This is a genomic window from Plantibacter sp. CFBP 8804 (assembly GCF_014841225.1).
In the GTDB taxonomy this organism is placed as follows: Bacteria; Actinomycetota; Actinomycetes; order Actinomycetales; family Microbacteriaceae; genus Plantibacter; species Plantibacter auratus.
Genome location: NZ_JACYTU010000009.1, coordinates 100,693 through 117,509 on the forward strand (window position 1 = coordinate 100,693; position 16,817 = coordinate 117,509).

12 protein-coding genes are annotated in these 16,817 nt (G+C 70.1%); 8 read left to right on the plus strand and 4 right to left on the minus strand.

Going from position 1 to position 16,817, the window contains the following annotated elements; all coding sequences use genetic code 11:
• Positions 1-43 precede the first annotated feature (43 nt).
• Entirely contained in the window at positions 44-2,938 is a 2,895-nt protein-coding gene (locus tag IFU11_RS15055; protein ID WP_192019451.1) for an MMPL family transporter, read from the plus strand.
• A gap of 319 nt (positions 2,939-3,257) precedes the next feature.
• Here IFU11_RS15055 and IFU11_RS15060 read toward each other — a convergent pair whose 3' ends face one another.
• The 3 genes from IFU11_RS15060 to IFU11_RS15070 all read right to left on the minus strand — a co-directional run bounded on the left by IFU11_RS15060 (position 3,258) and on the right by IFU11_RS15070 (position 5,609).
• On the minus strand, positions 3,258-4,508 hold the full coding sequence (locus tag IFU11_RS15060; protein ID WP_192019452.1) for a type II toxin-antitoxin system HipA family toxin: 1,251 nt from the start codon (positions 4,506-4,508) through the stop codon (positions 3,258-3,260).
• On the minus strand, positions 4,505-4,825 hold the full coding sequence (locus IFU11_RS15065; protein ID WP_199862322.1) for a helix-turn-helix domain-containing protein: 321 nt from the start codon (positions 4,823-4,825) through the stop codon (positions 4,505-4,507). Before IFU11_RS15065 ends, IFU11_RS15060 begins: the two co-directional genes overlap by 4 nt.
• A 136-nt stretch (positions 4,826-4,961) precedes the next feature.
• Positions 4,962-5,609, minus strand: coding sequence for a pyridoxal 5'-phosphate synthase (locus IFU11_RS15070; protein WP_192019453.1), 648 nt, complete (start codon positions 5,607-5,609; stop codon positions 4,962-4,964).
• A gap of 157 nt (positions 5,610-5,766) precedes the next feature.
• Between IFU11_RS15070 and IFU11_RS15075 the strand changes: the two genes are divergently transcribed.
• Positions 5,767-6,612, plus strand: a complete 846-nt coding sequence (locus IFU11_RS15075; RefSeq protein WP_192019454.1) for an alpha/beta fold hydrolase — start codon at positions 5,767-5,769, stop codon at positions 6,610-6,612.
• Positions 6,613-6,817: 205 nt separating this feature from the next.
• Here the strand turns inward: IFU11_RS15075 and IFU11_RS15080 are convergent, their stop codons facing one another.
• Complete coding sequence (locus tag IFU11_RS15080) at positions 6,818-8,317, minus strand: PucR family transcriptional regulator (RefSeq protein ID WP_192019455.1); 1,500 nt, start codon at positions 8,315-8,317, stop codon at positions 6,818-6,820.
• A 73-nt stretch (positions 8,318-8,390) separates the two neighbouring features.
• Here IFU11_RS15080 and IFU11_RS15085 point away from each other — a divergent pair, with 73 nt between their 5' ends.
• From IFU11_RS15085 to IFU11_RS15110, 6 genes are all read left to right on the plus strand, one after another.
• On the plus strand, positions 8,391-9,527 hold the full coding sequence (locus IFU11_RS15085) for a DUF917 domain-containing protein (RefSeq protein ID WP_192019456.1): 1,137 nt from the start codon (positions 8,391-8,393) through the stop codon (positions 9,525-9,527).
• Positions 9,524-11,134 carry a hydantoinase/oxoprolinase N-terminal domain-containing protein gene (locus IFU11_RS15090; RefSeq protein ID WP_191940307.1) on the plus strand — a complete coding sequence of 537 codons (1,611 nt, stop codon included), beginning with the start codon at positions 9,524-9,526 and terminating at the stop codon, positions 11,132-11,134. Before IFU11_RS15085 ends, IFU11_RS15090 begins: the two co-directional genes overlap by 4 nt.
• Before the next feature lie 108 nt (positions 11,135-11,242).
• Positions 11,243-12,835: an ABC transporter substrate-binding protein gene (locus tag IFU11_RS15095; RefSeq protein ID WP_191940308.1), complete on the plus strand. Its 1,593-nt coding sequence runs from the start codon at positions 11,243-11,245 to the stop codon at positions 12,833-12,835.
• A 2-nt stretch (positions 12,836-12,837) separates the two neighbouring features.
• Complete coding sequence (locus tag IFU11_RS15100) at positions 12,838-13,890, plus strand: ABC transporter permease (protein ID WP_086472924.1); 1,053 nt, start codon at positions 12,838-12,840, stop codon at positions 13,888-13,890.
• A gap of 4 nt (positions 13,891-13,894) precedes the next feature.
• The gene (locus IFU11_RS15105; protein WP_192019457.1) at positions 13,895-15,748 is read left to right on the plus strand and encodes a dipeptide/oligopeptide/nickel ABC transporter permease/ATP-binding protein; all 1,854 of its coding nucleotides are present in this window, start codon (positions 13,895-13,897) and stop codon (positions 15,746-15,748) included.
• Complete coding sequence (locus IFU11_RS15110; protein ID WP_191940311.1) at positions 15,745-16,533, plus strand: ABC transporter ATP-binding protein; 789 nt, start codon at positions 15,745-15,747, stop codon at positions 16,531-16,533. The genes IFU11_RS15105 and IFU11_RS15110 overlap by 4 nt, the downstream gene beginning before the upstream one ends.
• Positions 16,534-16,817 lie beyond the last annotated feature (284 nt).

Here is a 16,817-nt window from a genome sequence, read left to right on the forward strand (position 1 = left end):
CGCACACGTCACCAGCACCACCTCCCGAAGAATCGAGACTCCCTTGGCTGAACTGCTGTATCGCCTCGGACGCTTCTCCGCGCGTCGCGCGTGGGCCGTCCTCATCTCCTGGATCGTGATCCTCGGCATCTCGGTCGGCGCGTTCCTCGCCTTCGGCGGCACCCTCTCGAGCGCCGTCACCATCCCGGGTACGCCGACCGCGAAGGTCACCGACCAGCTCGAGGAGTCGTTCCCGAGCGCCTCCGGCGGCACCGGGGCGATGGTGTTCCACACGAAGGACGGAGACGCCTTCACCGACAGCCAGAAGACCGCGATCGGTGAGCTGCTCGACGAGACGGCCGACCTCAAGGGCGTCGACTCCACGGTCAACCCCTTCGAGACGCAGGAGACCATCGCCGACCAGGCGAAGCAGATCTCCGACGGCAAGACGCAGATCGACGACGGCCGCACCCAGCTGACTGACGGCCAGACGCAGCTCGACGCCGGACAGCAGCAGCTGACCGACGCGCAGACCCAGCTGAGCGCCGCGCTCGCCCAGGCGCAGCAGGCCGCCGGCGGCACGCTCCCAGCCGCCGCACAGGCCCAGTTCGACGCCCAGCAGACCGCGATCACGCAGCAGCAGACGGCGCTCGACGCCCAGCAGGCCACCATCACCGAGAACCTCGCGAAGCTCGACGAGCAGAGCACGAAGCTCGAACTCTCCTCCCAGCTCCTCGACCTCTCCTCGGGCATCCGCACCGTCTCGACCGACGACACCACCGCGGTCGCCAACGTCGTCTTCGACAAGCGTCAGCAGGAGGTCATGCCGGAGACGAAGCAGTCGGTCATCGACCAGGTCAAGGAGGACGTCCCGTCGGGCGTCGAGGTCGAGTTCTCGAACGAGCTCGCGCAGAGCCTGCCGCAGCTGTTCGGGGTGGGTGAGGCGATCGGCCTCATCATCGCGGCGATCACGCTGCTCGTCATGCTCGGCACGGTCATCGCCGCATCGCTCCCGCTCGTCTCCGCGATCGTCGGCGTCGGTGTCGGCGTCACCGCGTCGCTCTCGCTCTCGGGTGTCGTCGACATGCTCTCGATCACGCCGGTGCTCGGCGTCATGCTCGGGCTCGCGGTCGGCATCGACTACTCGCTGTTCATCCTGAACCGGCACCGCAAGCAGCTGCTCGCGGGCGTCGAACTGCACGAGTCCATCGGCCTCGCGAACGGCACCTCGGGGAACGCGGTCGTCTTCGCCGGATCGACCGTCCTCGTCGCGCTGCTGGCGCTCAACGTCACGGGGATCCCGTTCCTCGGCCTGATGGGCACTGTCGGCGCGATCTGCGTCGCCGTCGCGATCCTGCTCGCGGTCACCTTGACGCCCGCCCTGCTGTCGCTGCTCGGCCTCCGCATCCTCAGCCGGAAGGCACGCGGCACCATCGGCACGCCGCGTCCGGACGCCGTCCCGACCAAGCCCATGGGCACGCTGCGGGCCGTCGGCACGCTCGTCGCCGGACTCGTCGTGCTCGGCGTCGTCGCGATCCCCGCGCTCGACATGCGCCTCGGCCTCCCGGACGGCAGCTCGGAGGCCGTCGACTCGACGCAGTACCAGTCCTACGCGCTCATCGAGGACAAGTTCGGTGCCGGCGTCAACGGTCCGCTGCTCGTCGTCGCCACGCTGCCCGACGCCGCCACCGACGAGGAGGTCCTCGAGGAGCAGGTGCGGATCGGCCAGGAGATCGCCGACCAGGACGACGTGAAGGCCGTCGCGCCGGTGGGCGCCTCGGACGACAACTCCGTCCTCGCCTTCCAGGTGATCCCGAAGGAGGGCCCGAACGCCGTCTCCACGGAGCAGCTCGTCCGCGACCTGCGCGACCTCTCGCCACTGTCGGGCGACGTCGAGCTCGGCGTGGCCGGCAGTGCGAGCGGCAACATCGACGTCTCGAAGCAGCTGTCCGACGCGCTCCCGCTCTACCTGGCGCTCGTGGTCGGCCTGTCGCTGATCATCATGATCCTCGTGTTCCGCTCGATCCTCGTGCCGCTCACGGCGACGCTCGGCTTCATGCTGTCGCTCGCGGCGACCTTCGGCGGCATCACGGCGATCTTCCAGTGGGGCTGGCTCGGCCCGGTGTTCGGCGTGCACGACCCGGGACCCATCCTGAGCTTCCTGCCGACGATCCTCATCGGCATCCTCTTCGGACTCGCGATGGACTACCAGCTGTTCCTCGTCTCCGGCATGCGCGAGGCGTTCGCCCACGGTGCCCCGGCGCGCCTGGCGGTCCAACGCGGGCTGCACGCCGGCCGGACGGTCGTCGTGGCGGCGGCGATCATCATGATCTCCGTCTTCGGCGGGTTCATCTTCTCCCACTCGGCGATGATCCGGTCGATCGGGTTCGGGCTCGCGTTCGGCGTGCTCGTCGACGCGTTCGTCGTCCGCATGCTCCTCATCCCGGCGGTCATGCACCTGCTCGGGAAGAGCGCCTGGTGGATCCCGAAGTGGCTCGACCGCATCCTGCCGAACGTCGACGTCGAGGGTGCCGCGCTCGAGCGCAGCCACCCGGCGCATCACGTCGAGGCCGGTGACACGGGTTCGGTGGCGACCGCCCCGTCGGGCAGCGAATCGCGGAACGCGATCGACGGCGCGGAGACGGCGGCCCTGGGTGCCGGCGTGACCGCGGGGACGGCCGCACACGTGGCCACACCGTCGAGTGAGCTGACCCGTCGGGAGGCGGCGGCGGCGGCCGAGCGGACGCACCCGGCGCACGTGCTCACGACCGACCCCGACCCGGCCGACCAGCAGGTCTCCCGGGTGGAGCCCGGGCTCGACGTCATCGTGCACCCGGCGACCGCCGGTGTGCAGCGCGTGGCCGTCGGTGCCTACGTCATCGCGGTCGACGCCGACAACGGCACCGCGGTCGTCGAGCCGCCGGTCGGCGGCGTCGTGGTCGTCCGCGCGCCGAGGTAGCGCGGGCCCCGGGGCCCTGAGCTGCCTGCCCGGTCCCTGAGCTGCCTGCCCGGTCCCTGAGCTTGTCGAAGGGTGAGGTTCTGCGGGTGCATTTCGACAGGCTCAATGACCGGTCTACTCGGTCCCTGAGCTTGTCGAAGGGTGAGGTTCTCCGGGTGCATTTCGACAGGCTCAATGACCGGGTCTACTTGGTCCCTGAGCTTGTCGAGGGGCATTTCGACAGGCTCAATGACCGGGTTCGGGCTCAATGACCGGGTTCGGGCTCAATGACCGGGCTCGGCTCAATGGCCGGGGACTTCCCGGTGGCCGGGCCGCTCGGTCACCGGGAAGGCATCTCCAGGGCGTGGTGCCGGTTGTCGCCGTCGAACGCACGCTCGGCCACGACCGCGGCTTCAGGCGAGATGCCGTAGCCGATCGCGACCGTCCGCCAATCCATCGTGCGCTCCGCTGTTTCGCGGATGATCGAAGCGGCGGCCGTCGCCGAGAGACGGAACGCATCGTGCACGGCGCGGAGTTCGCGGATGTCACGACCGTATCGTTCGCCTCCTTCGGTGATGGGCGTGGCCTCCACTCGGTCTGGGCGCCGGTTCGGTTCCAGGTCGAAGACCGGTGACAGCTTCCAGCCGGTGTGTTGCCGGAGGAACCCGTGGTTCCGGAAATGGTCGTCCACGTTGCCGATGAGCAGGCTGAGTGCGACTCGTCGGAACAGTTCGGCGAGATCCACCCGCGGGGTCGGGCTTGCGAACGCGACTGCTTCGGCCAGATGGACGTACGACAGAGGCTGGTCCTCCGGTTTCGTGGTGAGCGAGTGAGCACTGAGATACCCGATGCGCTGCTCGCCGACGCGGTCGAACCGTTTCGTGAGCAGGATCGACCGGCCCTCGGCGATCCGCTCCAGCTCGAAGGCGGGTGTCTCGACACCTGACTGACGGGCGAGCGCGAGCGCCGTCGCCTCCCAGGCCATCGGGTCGGAGTATTCGGTGTCGCGAGCGAACTTCGCCATCCAGAGTGCGTCGTGATGACGGACGACCGCCTTCGGGCGCGCTCCTCCGGCGCTGGTCCCTGCTTCGATCAGCACCGCGAGCTCCTCGTCGGACTCGGTGCCTGTCTCGAATGCCCGTGCTGCTGCAAAGATCCGTGGCAGGTCGTGAACCTGAGCCACGGGATGGGTGCGTCGCCCGAGGAACGTGCCTTTCGCCGCGAAACGCAAGGCACCCTGGCGTGTCTCGTCATTCACGTGCAGCAGGTAGTCCAGCCCGCTTCGCGCCTGCGTTCCCGCGCGGATGATCCGACGTCCCCAGCTGTCAGGCATGGCATCGCCGAGTGCACCGAGCGATTCACGGCCCGACCACGCACGGAGCGGACCAGCGCTCCGTGGCATGTCCGGCGACAGATCGTAGCCGCGTGGATCGAGGAGGAACGATTCCGCGTATCGGAAGACGATGCCGGGCGCCGCCGACCCCGGGAGCCCGTCGGTCGTGACCCGCCCGGCTGGGACTTCGACGCCGTCTGGCAGCACCAGGCTCACGTTCGCCTCGATCAGGTGGTCGGGCGCCATGTCGACGGTCATCGTGGATCGTCTGAGGACGTCGGCGCAGGGATCCGGACGCGCTCGACGCCAGTTCGAGCGAAGTTCCGCGAGCCGAAATCGCTCGCCAGCGGATCGGACGCGTCGACGACCTGGGACAGGATCCCGACAGCTCGGAGTGCCGCGAACAGATTCTCGGAGGAGGTCGACCGTCCGTTCTCGATGGCACGCAGCGTGTCCCGCGAAATACCGGCGCGCTCAGCGACGATGTCCGCCGTCAGGCCGATGATCTTGCGCCAGGCTCGGACGTTCGATCCGAGACGGACCATCTCGCGGCTCAGTCCTGGACCAGCGACCATCGTGTACCTCATCCCATAATGACGATAATCTCCGTCACTATACGCTGTAATGGCGGACATCCTATTCATACGCAGGGATGGACGTGCCGGGTCGCATTTCGAGAGGTCCGGTGCACAAGCTGTTCGAACGGCGTGGCTACGGCTGCAGGCGGTCCACGATCCAGCCGCCGTCGGCCGCCAGGTAGCGGAGGCGCCGGTGCATGCGGTCGCGACTGGCGTGCCAGAACTCGACCATGTCGGGGACGAGCCGGAACCCGACCCACGTGGCCGGCCGCGGGACATCATCGCCCTCGCGCTCGAGCAACGTGTTCGCCTGCGCGATGAGGGCGTCGAGGGTCTCCTCCGGGCCGTCGCGGAACGGCGTCGACTGGTGGGCGACCGCCGTCGCCGCTCGTGACTTGGGCGATCGGTCGGCGAACAGCGCGTCGGACTCCTCGTCGCTCAACTGCTCGACGCGGCCCTCGAAGCGGAGCTGCTGCATCGTCTCACGCCAGTACACCTGGAGGGCGGCGCTCGGGTTCTCGGCGAGCTGCCCGCCCTTGCGGCTCTCGGTCGAGGAGCCGAAGATCAGGCCGCGATCGTCGAGGGTCTTCACATCGACGGTGCGCGCGCTGACGACACCGACCGAGGTGGCGGTCGCGAGGGTCATCGACCGGGGTTCGCTGACGTCCCGCTCGATCGCTGCGGCGAGCCACTGCTGAGCGAGCAGCATGGGCTCGGCGGGCGGGGTGTCGAACTCGGGCAGCTGCAGGGTGTCGTCTCCGGAGAGGGGTTCGGCGCTCATGTCGCGAGCCTACCCGCGTTGCCCTCGGTCCCGACGGCTGGGGCGCCGGCACAGTCTCCACCGGAACCGTGGTGTCCGGGCACATGGTGCATGGTCAGGCCGCGGGCTAGCCTCGGAACGCCCGCCAGGGAGCACGTTCGAGGAGAGTGAGCACCGCATGCCGTACACCGACACCGACGACGTCTCGATCTACTACGAGGTGGAGGGCGACCCCGCCGACCCGGTGATCGTGCTCATCGCGGGCGGCGGTGCGCAGCTGCTCACCTGGCGTGACCCGTTCCGGGCGATGCTCGTGGACGAGGGTTTCCGCGTCGTGCGGTTCGACAACCGCGACGTCGGCTTCTCGCAGCGGTTCGGTGGTGAGACCGACCTCGACGGCGGGTACTCGCTCGCCGACATGGGTGACGACGTCCTGCGGGTGCTCGACCACCTCGGGGTCGAGCAGGCGCACCTCGTCGGGCACTCGATGGGCGGCATGATGGCGCAGATGGTCGCGCTCGACCATCCGGAGCGCGTGCTGAGCCTCGGCCTGCTGTCCACGATCCCCGGCCAGGACCCGCGCTACATCCTGCACGGCGAGCGGCCCGAGCTGCTCGTCGCGCCCGTGCGGTACACCCGGGAGGAATCCGTCGCCGCGATGGCGGAGCTCGCCGCACGCGTGCCCGGCGCGCGCTACCAGCCGGACACCGCGTGGGAGGTGTGGGCGACGGGCGAGGCCTACGACCGCGGCTACGCGCCGGAGGGCTTCAGTCGGCAGTGGGCGGCGCTCCTGCGTGCGCCCGAGCGACTCGAGCGACTGCGCGACGTGACCGTGCCGACCCTCGTGCTCCACGGCCGCGAGGACGACGTCCTGCACTGGTCGTCCGCCGTGGACATCGCCCAGGTGATGCCGGCGGCCGAGCTCCACGTGCTCCCGGGCATGGGGCACCTCATCCCCACCGAGCTCTGGCCGACGCTCGCCGCCGGCATCGTCCGGGTGGCGAGGAGCTCGTCCGGTCATTGAGCCTGTCGAAATGCGGCACGGAGGACGTGTCGCCGACGGGAGAGCTATGCATGGGCCCTTCGACAGGCTCAGGGACCGGGAAGACCTGTGCCCGGTCATTGAGCTTGTCGAAATGCAGCGAAGAGGACGTGTCGCCGACGGGAGGGCTATGCGTGGGCCCTTCGACACGCGGTTCCTGAGCCTGTCGAAGGGCAGGGACCGGGGCCTACGGCATGCCGATGAGCCGCACCCGGCAGGCGAGTTCCGCGGCGAAGCGGACGTCCGGGTCGGCGAGGTCGAGTTCGAGCGACTGCTCGATGCGCCGGATCCGGTAGTTCACCGCGTTCGGATGCAGGTTCAGCTCGGCCCCGGCACGCGCCAGCGAGTTCCGATGGCTCAGGTAGGAGAGGAGCGTCCGCACCGAGATCGTGGCCCGCTCCGGCCCGAGGGCGTCGAGCGGCGAGAGGATGTCGTCGAGCAGTGTCCGGCTGAGCGGTGAGGCGTAGAAGTCGAGGAGGACCCGGCGGAGCCCGGTGACGTCCGTCGCCTCCATGGTGCCGAAGCGACCACCCGCGATGGCGGCCTCCGCCGCGACCCGCGCCTCGGTCGCCGACTGCCGGAGCCCCGCCGCCCCGCTCTGCGGCGTCCCGAGTCCGACGGTGAACGTCCACTCCGGCCCCGCGATCGTCGAGGCGTGCGCGACGATCCGCTCCATCACGTCGCGCAGTCGCCGCTGGTGGTCGGGTGCGCCGAGCTCCTCCGAGGAGATGACCACGATCTCGTCGCGTCGCATCGCGAGGTGCCACTGCTCCTCGCGCTGGTCGACGAGTTGCAGCGCGAAGAGCTCGACGGAGGGCGCGAGGACCGTGGGTGCCCGGCGGTCGGGATCGCTCGCGTGCTTCGGGGTCAGCCACGCCACCGCGTGCGACAGCTGGAGCGGCAGGCCGGCCCGGACCGCGTCCATCGCGAAGCCGTCGATACGGGACGATTCGGCGAAGATCAGCTCGATGATGAGCTCCGCCCGCGAGCGCACCGACCCGAACCGTCCGTGCAGTTCCCGTTGCAAAGCGCGCGAGAGGACGGAGGCGATGACCGGGAGGGCGATCGCCGCGGCCGGGTCGTCGCGCTCGGCGTGGACACGCCCGATCGGGATCTCACCGATGCACACCGCGTCGGGTTCGAGCCAGCTGGCGCTCGCATCCTCGACGAGCGTGACCGGCACCCCGAGCGTCGTGCTGGCGACCTCGAGGATCGCCTCCCGCACGCCGACACCCGACGCCTGCTCCGCTTCGGCCGCGGACGCGCTGATCACCCGCTGGATCGCGAACTCGGCGCGCGACATCGCCTCCTCGGCACCACCGCGGATCGTGCGGTCCATGAGCACGGCGAGGTCGGAGGCGATGCCCCCGCTCATGATCACCGGCAGACCACCGCGGTCCGCGAGGGCCCGCGAGGTCTCGGCGACGGGGAACGCACCGACGAACACCAGGCCGGCGCAGCCCGCGGCGATGGCCCGGCGGATGGCGATGTCGACCTGGTACGGCCTCGGGACGGCGCCGTCGGGGGTCGTCACGATGGCGATGGAGTGCTCGGTCGCGTCGTTCAGCTCGTCGAGCGCGAGGATCTCGACCCCGGTGACCGGGACGCCGGCGGGGGCACCGGCGACGCAGCGGGCACCGAGATGCTCGGCTTGGAGGATGACGTCGGCGACGGTGACTTGGGCCATGAGCACATTCTGCCCCGATTGTGTGGGCCACGGGAACATTGTCGTGGTTCCCCGCCCTGCCTACGCTCGGTACATGTCAACGAACCACCCCGCTGCACGCTCCGCAGCGTCGGCCACGCCGATCACCAGCATCACCCTGGCCGACGTGCCGGCGCTCGCCGCAGGATGCGCCATCTTCGGCACCGGTGGCGGCGGCGCGGTGCAGACCCCGCAGCTCGGCGTCGAGATCGCCCTGGAGCAGTTCGGTCCGGTCCCCGTCAAACAGGTCACCGACCTCGACGCGGACGACGTGGTCGTCGCCATGTCCGGCATCGGCGCCCCGTCGGTGGGCTTCGAGATGCTCGGCGCGAGCGGCCAGGCCGAGATCATCGTCGAGGAGATCGAGCGCCTCACCGGCAAGCGCATCACCACGATCATGGCGACGGAGATCGGCGGCAGCAACGGCGTCGGCCCCGTCGGCTGGGCCGCGAGCCTCGGCCTCAGCCTCCTCGACGCCGACGGCATGGGACGCGCCTTCCCGGAAGCGCCGATGACCGCGATGAACGTCGCGAACCTCCCGCCCGGGTACGCGGTCCTGAGCGACGTGATCGGCAACGTCTCGATCCTGCGGCCCGTCAGCCTCGCCTGGCTCGAGCGCCACGCCCGCGCCCTCACCGTGGCCAGCGGTGCGATCTCGATCGGCGCCAACTACGTCATGGACCGCGACACCGTCCGCGGCGCGGTCATCGAGGGCAGCGTCAGCCGCGCCGTGCAGGTCGGGCGCCGGCTCCTCACCGCCACCGACCCCGTCGGTGCGCTGACGGACGAACTCGGCGCGTCCCTCATCACGGGCGGCAAGGTCGTCGACATCGAGCGCCGCACCGAGGGCGGGTTCACCCGTGGTTCCGTCACGGTCGAAGGGATCGGCGAGCACCGCGGTCGCCTCACCCGCGTGGAGATCCAGAACGAGAACCTCGTCGTCATGGAGGACGGAGCGGTCATCGTCAGCGTCCCCGACCTCGTCACGATCGTCGACTCCGAGACGGGCGACGCGATCTCCACCGAGATGCTGCGCTTCGGGCAGCGGGTGAGCGTCCTCGCCTGGGCGTGCGATCCACTGTGGCGCACCGAGCGCGGCCTCGAACTCGCCGGCCCGCGCGCGTTCGGCTACGACCTCGACTACGAGCCCTTCGGTGTGAGCGCCGACGAGACCATTGGAGCGACCCGATGAGCGCCGGCACCACTACCAGCACCGTCACCGACACCTCGGGCGAACTCGCGATCGGCATCGACGTCGGCGGGACCAACACCGACGCCGTCGCGCTCTCGGGCACGGGCGAGGTCGTCTCATGGACGAAGCAGCCCACCACCCGCGACGTCACGGGCGGTATCCGGGCGGCGCTCGCCGAGGTCCTCGACCAGCTCGGCGACGACCGGAGCCTCGTCACCCGCGTCATGCTCGGCACCACCCACGCGACCAACGCGATCGTCAACCGTCGCGACCTCGGTCGCGTCGTCGTCATCCGACTCGGCTCGCCCGCCGCCACCTCGCTCCCGCCGCTCGCAGGCTGGCCGCGGGAACTGCGCGACGTCGTGCTCGCGGGGAGCATCCTCGCGGGCGGCGGCCACCTCGTCGACGGCTACCCGATCGCCCCGCTCGACCGCGACCTCATCCGCCGGGAGCTCGACGCCCTGGCCGGCACCTTCGACGCGGTCGCCGTCTGCGGCATCTTCAGCCCGTCGTTCCCCGAGCAGGAGCTCGAGGTCGAGGCGCTCGTCCAAGACCACGTCGGGGTCGACATCCCGGTGTCGCTGAGCCACGAGATCGGCGCGCTCGGGTTGTTGGAGCGCGAGAACGCGACCGTCCTGAACGCGTCGCTTTACGCCGTCGCCCGCGACGTGACGAACGCGCTCACGACCGTCGTCGCCGAGGAACGACTCGACGCGACCACCTACTTCGCCCAGAACGACGGCACGCTCATGGCCGTCGAGTACGCGGCGCGTTACCCGGTGCTCACGATCGGTTCCGGGCCGGCGAACTCCATCCGCGGGGCCGCCTTCCTCTCCGGTGCCGACAACGCGATCATCATCGACGTCGGCGGCACGACGAGCGACCTCGGCGTGCTCGTCGACCGGTTCCCCCGCGAGTCGACGCTGCCCCGCGAGGTCGGTGGCGTGCGGACGAACTTCCGCATGCCCGACATCCTGAGCGTCGGCCTCGGTGGCGGCACGATCGTCGACACCGCGACCGGTGTCCCGCGGCACGACTCGGTCGGTTACCGCCTCACCGAGGAGGCGCTGCTGTTCGGCGGCACCACCCCGACCCTCACCGACGCGGCCTCGCTCCAGTTCGGCATCGCCGACCGCGAGCTGCCGCCCCTCGACCGCGCGACCCGCCAGGCGCTCGAGCACGCGCTCGGCGTCGCCCACGAACGCATCGAGTCCGCCGTCGAGCGCATGTCGCTCGGCCGCACCGGCCTCCCGCTCGTCGTCGTCGGCGGCGGAGGATTCCTCGTCCCGGACGCCGTCCTCGGCGCGAGCGAGGTCCTGCGCCCGGCGCGCGGCAACGTCGCCAACGCCGTGGGCGCGGCCATCGCGCTCGCCGGCGGGCGCTCCGATCAGCTCTGCGACTTCGCCGACCGCGCAGCCGCCATCGAGGAGGCAGGACGCTCCGCGATCGAGAAGGCGATCCAGGCCGGCGCAGACCCGCGCTCGGTCGAGATCGTCGACGTGCTCGAGACCCCCGTCTCGTACGCGACCCGCCCCACCCTGAAGGTCTCCGTGAAGGCTGCGGGTCCCCTCGCCCGCATCGGCACGGCGACCCGACAGCGCATCTGACGCACCACCGCACCAGCACCGCTCTCCACCAGCACCAGCACGGCACCTCTCACCCCATCTGATCCGGCCACCCGCGCACCACGGCCACCCGAGTACGAAGGATCCAGCATGAACAACAAGCGGAAAGCCGCGGCGGCACTCGCCACCGCGGCCCTCACCGCGGTGGCCCTCACCGCGTGCACCTCCTCGCAATCCTCCGATTCCTCCGGCGAGTACGTCTCCGGCGGCACCTTCGTCACCGCCATGAGCGGCGACCCGGGGAGCCTCGTCCCCATGACGGGCATCAGCCTCGAGGCCCGCGAGATCATCAGCTTCCACTACGAGTCGCTCGTGTACGTCAACGCCGACGGCGAGCTCCTGCCCTGGCTGGCCGAGAGCTGGGAGGAGGACGCCACCTCCACCTCCATCACCTACACGCTCAAGGACGGCATCACCTGCGCCGACGGCACCCCGTTCACCGCGGAGACCGCTGCGGCGAACATCACCTACAACGCCGACCCGGCCAACGCGACCTTCTACTACGGCGCGCAGGTCTCCGAGCGGATGACCGCGACCGCCGACGGCAACCAGCTCACCGTCACGAGCTCGACGCCCGACCCGTTCATCCTCGCCAACACCGGCACCGTCGAGATGGTCTGCCAGGCCGGCCTCGACGACCCGGACTCCCTCGTCGAGACGATGAACGGCACCGGCCTCTTCACCCTCGACAAGGCGACCCCCGGCTCCAGCTACACCTTCACGAAGCGCGACGACTACACCTGGGGTCCCGAGGACGTCACGAGCGACACGAAGGGCCTGCCGGACACCTTCGAGGTCCGCGTCGTCACCGACCCCGGGACCGCCGCGAACCTGCTGCTCTCCGGTGACGTGAACGCCGCGAGCATCGGCGGCGCCGACCAGGACCGCGTCGAGGCCGCCGGTCTCGGCAGCGAGGGCGTGCGCAACCCGATCGGCGAGATGCTCTTCAACGAGCGTCCTGAGCGCCCCACCTCCGACCCGCTCGTCCGTGAGGCCCTCGTCACCGCGATCGACCGCGAGCAGGTCGGTGAGGTCGTCACCGACGGCACCGCCGAGGAGTCGAAGTCGCTCGTCGTGAAGAGCCCGTACCTCTGCGTCGCCGACGGCCCGCAGTGGACGCTCCCCGAGACGGACGTCGAGAAGTCCGGCGAGCTGCTCGACGAGGCGGGCTGGACGCTCGGTTCCGACGGCAAGCGGTCGAAGGACGGCGAGCCGCTGACGATCAAGTTCATCTACGACGCGGCCACCCCGAGCCACGCGGCAGCGGCCGAGCTCGTGCAACAGACCTGGGACGAGCTGGGCGTCACGACGGAGCTCTCGGGCAACGACGCGAACGCCTGGTCCGAGCAGTTGTTCTCGACCTTCGACTGGGACACCGGCTTCGTGCAGATCGCTCCGGGCGGACCGGTCATCGTGAACACCTTCTTCGGTGGCGAGACCCCGGACAAGGGCGGCAACAACTTCATGTTCGTCGACAACCCGGAGTACGACGCGCTCGCCGAGCAGGCCAAGACGGCCAGCCCGGAGGAGACGTGTGACCTCTGGCAGCAGGCCGAAGCGAAGCTCATCGAGCGGACGGACGTGTTCCCGATCGCCGACGCGCAGGACTTCCTGTACCTGAACGGCGCCGAGGTCGAGCGTCCGAACTTCATCCGCCCGACGAGCATCCGGATGGTCGGCTGATCATGACGATCCCCTCGACCGTGACCACCGAGCAGGCCACCGAGCAGGCCCAGGGCCCCGGCGGCCCGGCGGTCGCGCGTCGAGGGGGTCGCGGCGTCCTCGGCGGACTCTCCCCGCGGACCTCGTTCATCCTCCGACGACTCGGCCGGGTGCTCGTCTCCCTCGCCATCGTCATCGTCGCGACGTTCCTGATCGTGCAGCTCGTGCCGGGAGACCCGGTGCGGGCTGCGCTCGGGAACAGCGCGACCCCGGAACTCGTGGAACGGACACGCGCCGACCTCGGCTTGAACGTGCCGGTGCCGGAACAGTTCGTCAACTACGTCAGCGGGCTGTTCCGCGGCGACTTCGGGACGGCGATCGGGTCACAGCGGCCGGTCGCCGACACGATCGCGCAGCGCTTCCCGGTGACGCTCACCCTCGCGGTCGCGTCCTTCCTCCTCGCGGCGATCGGCGCCTTCCCCATCGGCGTCGCGACCGCGGTGTCCTCGCGCACCGGCCGCCGTCGCCTCGCCGACCTCGGCGTCTCGGGTCTGCTCGGCGTGCTGATCGCCATCCCGAGCCTGCTGCTCGCCGTCGGTCTCATCGCGGTGTTCAGCATCGGGCTCAAGGTGCTCCCGGCCGCCGGCTGGGGAGGCTTCGACCAGGCGATCCTGCCGGTGGTGGCCCTCGCGGTCGGTCCGATGGCGTACCTGGCCCGCATCGTGCACGTGGAGATGCTGGCCGTCCTCGAGATGCCGTACATGACCACGGCACGGAGCAAGCGCCTCCCGACACACCTCGTCTACCTCCGTCACGCGCTGCCGAACATGGTGACCTCGACGCTCACGATCGGCGGCATCATCCTCACGGGCATGGTCGCCGGCACCGTGCTCATCGAGACGGTCTTCGCCATCCCCGGTCTCGGGACGAGCATCGTGTCGTCGATCACCTCGAAGGACTACCCGATGATCCAGGGCATCGTGCTCGTGTACGCGATCCTCGTCCTCGGCCTCAACCTCCTCATCGACATCGCGCTCGCGACGATCGATCCGCGCTCCTCGATCACGGAGGGCTGAGCTCATGAGCACTCGTCCGACCACCTCCAGGCCCACGCCCTCACGCCGGTCCCCGGTGCTCGACCGCCTCCGCACCCCGCGCGGCCTGACCGGCGCGATCGGAGCGCTCCTCATCATCGTGGTCGCGGTCGTCGGCCCGACCGTCTGGGGGTCCGCCGCCGACACGACGTCCGTGGCCGACCGCCTCGCCGGTGCGAGCCTCGCCCACCCCTTCGGCACCGACGAGCTCGGCCGCGACGTCTTCTCACGGGTCATGGTCGCCACGCGGGTGTCCGTGCTGCTGACCCTCGGCGCGACGGCGATCTCCGTCGTCGGCGGCGTCCTGCTCGGGGCCGTCGCGACGGTCCTGCCTCGACCGCTCCGCCGACTCGTGACCGCACTCATCGACATCCTGCTGTCGTTCCCCTGGCTGCTCATGGCGCTGTTCTTCTCGGTGATCTGGGGCGCGAGCGCCACCGGCGCGATGCTCGCCGTCGGGTTCGCCGGCGTGCCGACCTTCGCCCGCCTCACCTACACGCTCGCCTCGTCGCTCATCGGTCGCGACTACGTGAAGGCCGCGCGGATCGCGGGTGTCGGGCAGGCGGAGGTGCTCGTCCGGCACGTCATGCCGAACATGCTCCCGCCGATGCTCGTGAACGCGGCGGTCTCCGCCTCCGGCACGCTCCTCGCCTTCGCCGGCCTGTCCTTCCTCGGTCTCGGGGTGCAGGCGCCCGAGTACGACTGGGGTCGCCTCCTCGGCCTCGGTATCGCGCGCATCTACGGCAATCCGATGGCGGCGATCGGTCCCGGCATCGCGCTCGTCGTGTGCGGTGTCATCTTCACGCAGCTCGGCGAACTCTGGAACGAGTCGTCGAAGCGGCTCCTCGGACTGCCGGCGCCGGCGCGACGTCGCACCGCGGCTCCCGCGACCGCCTCGGCTGCGGCTGCGACGCCGTCCGACCAGGAGCCCGTCGTGCAGGTGCGCGACCTCCGCGTCGCCTTCCCGGACCGCGACGGCCGACTCGTGGAGCGCGTCCACGGCATCAGCCTCACGATCATGCCCGGCGAGGTCGTCGGTGTCGTCGGCGAGTCCGGATCGGGCAAGTCGGTGAGCGCGATGGCGATCGCCGCCCTCCTCGGCCCGGACTCCTCGGTACAGGCCTCGGAGCTGAGCTTCCGCGGGATCGACATGACCGCACCGCTCACGAAGGCCGAGCGCAGCCGCCTCGGCCTCGAGCTGGCGATGGTCTTCCAGGACCCGCTCACCTCGCTCAACCCCTCGCTCACGATCGGCAAGCAGCTCCGCGAGACCGTCGAGGTCCATGAGGGACTGTCGGCGGCCGAGTCGACGAAGCGTGCCGAGGCCGCACTCGAGTCGGTGCGGATCCCGCTTCCGGCCAAGCGCCTGAAGCAGTTCCCGCACGAGCTGTCCGGCGGCATGCGGCAACGGGCCATGATCGGTATGGGGCTCATGGGACGCCCGAAGCTGCTCATCGCCGACGAGCCCACCACGGCGCTCGACGTGACGGTGCAGCGCCAGGTCCTCCGCGTGCTCCACGAGGCGCAGGAGCAGACGGGCGCTGCGATCCTGCTCATCTCGCACGACATCGCGCTCGTCAGCGGGTTCTGCGACCGCATCCTCGTCATGAAGGACGGCCGCATCGTCGAATCGCTCGACGCCGACCGCCTCCACGAGGCGCGACACCCGTACACCCGTGGGCTCATCGCCTGCGTCCCCGACATGACCTCCGACCGCACCATGCCGCTCCCGGTCATCGGTGAGTCGTTCTCGGTCCCTGAGCCTGTCGAAGGGCCGGTCCCTGAGCTTGTCGAAGGGCTTGTCGAAGGGCCCATCACCACCGAAGGACAGCGCGCATGACCGGTCTCGAGTTCTCCGGCCTCACGGTCCGCTACGGCCACGGCGCGTCCGCGCACACCGCGGTCGACGGCTTCGACCTGACGGTCCGCCCGGGCACGTCCCACGGCCTCGTGGGGGAGTCCGGCTCGGGCAAGTCGACGGTCGCCGCGGCCGCCGTCGGTCTCGTCATCCCGAGCGCCGGCGGCATCCGACTGAACGGCGCCGACATCGTCGGGCGCTCGTCCGCTGCTCGTCGTGCGCGTCGACGCGTGCAACTCGTCTTCCAGGACCCGTACTCCGCGCTCGACCCACGCATGCCGATCGGTCTGTCGATCGCCGAGGGGTCCCGGGCGACCGGGCGCTCCTGGAGCCGCTCCGAGCAGCGGTCCCGGGTGGGCGAGCTGCTCGAGCGCGTACACATCGACCCGGACCGGGCTGGGGACCTGCCGTCGGCGTTCTCGGGCGGTCAGCGGCAGCGCATCACGATCGCCCGGGCGCTCGCGGCCGAACCGGAGGTCCTCATCGCCGACGAGATCACCTCGGCGCTCGACGTGTCGGTGCAGGGCGTCGTCCTCAACCTGCTGCGCGAGCTGCAGCGTGAGCTCGAACTCACGGTGCTGTTCATCTCACACAACCTCGCCGTCGTGAACTACATGTGCGACTCGGTGAGTGTCATGCAGGCCGGCCGGGTCGTCGAAGCGGGCCCGACGGCCACCGTCCTGGCCGCTCCCGAGGACGCCTACACCCGCGAGCTGCTGGCCTCGGTGCCCGTGATGGGCCGTCGCATGACCTGGGACGAGGACTAGCCAGGGACCGGGGGTCACCGGGTCGGCCTCTTCCGGTCACTGAGCTTGTCGAAGTGCCCACGGGTGACGTCGCCCTTCGACAGGCTCAGGGACCGGGTCTGCGGGCCAGAGCCCTCCCAATTACTGAGCGCACCTCTTCCGGTCACTGAGCTTGTCGAAGTGCCCACGGGTGACGTCGCCCTTCGACAGGCTCAGGGACCGCGTCTGCCGGGTTGGCCTGGTTCCGGTCACTGAGCTCACTTCTTTCGGTCACTGAGCTCACCTCCGCCGGTCACTGAGCTTGT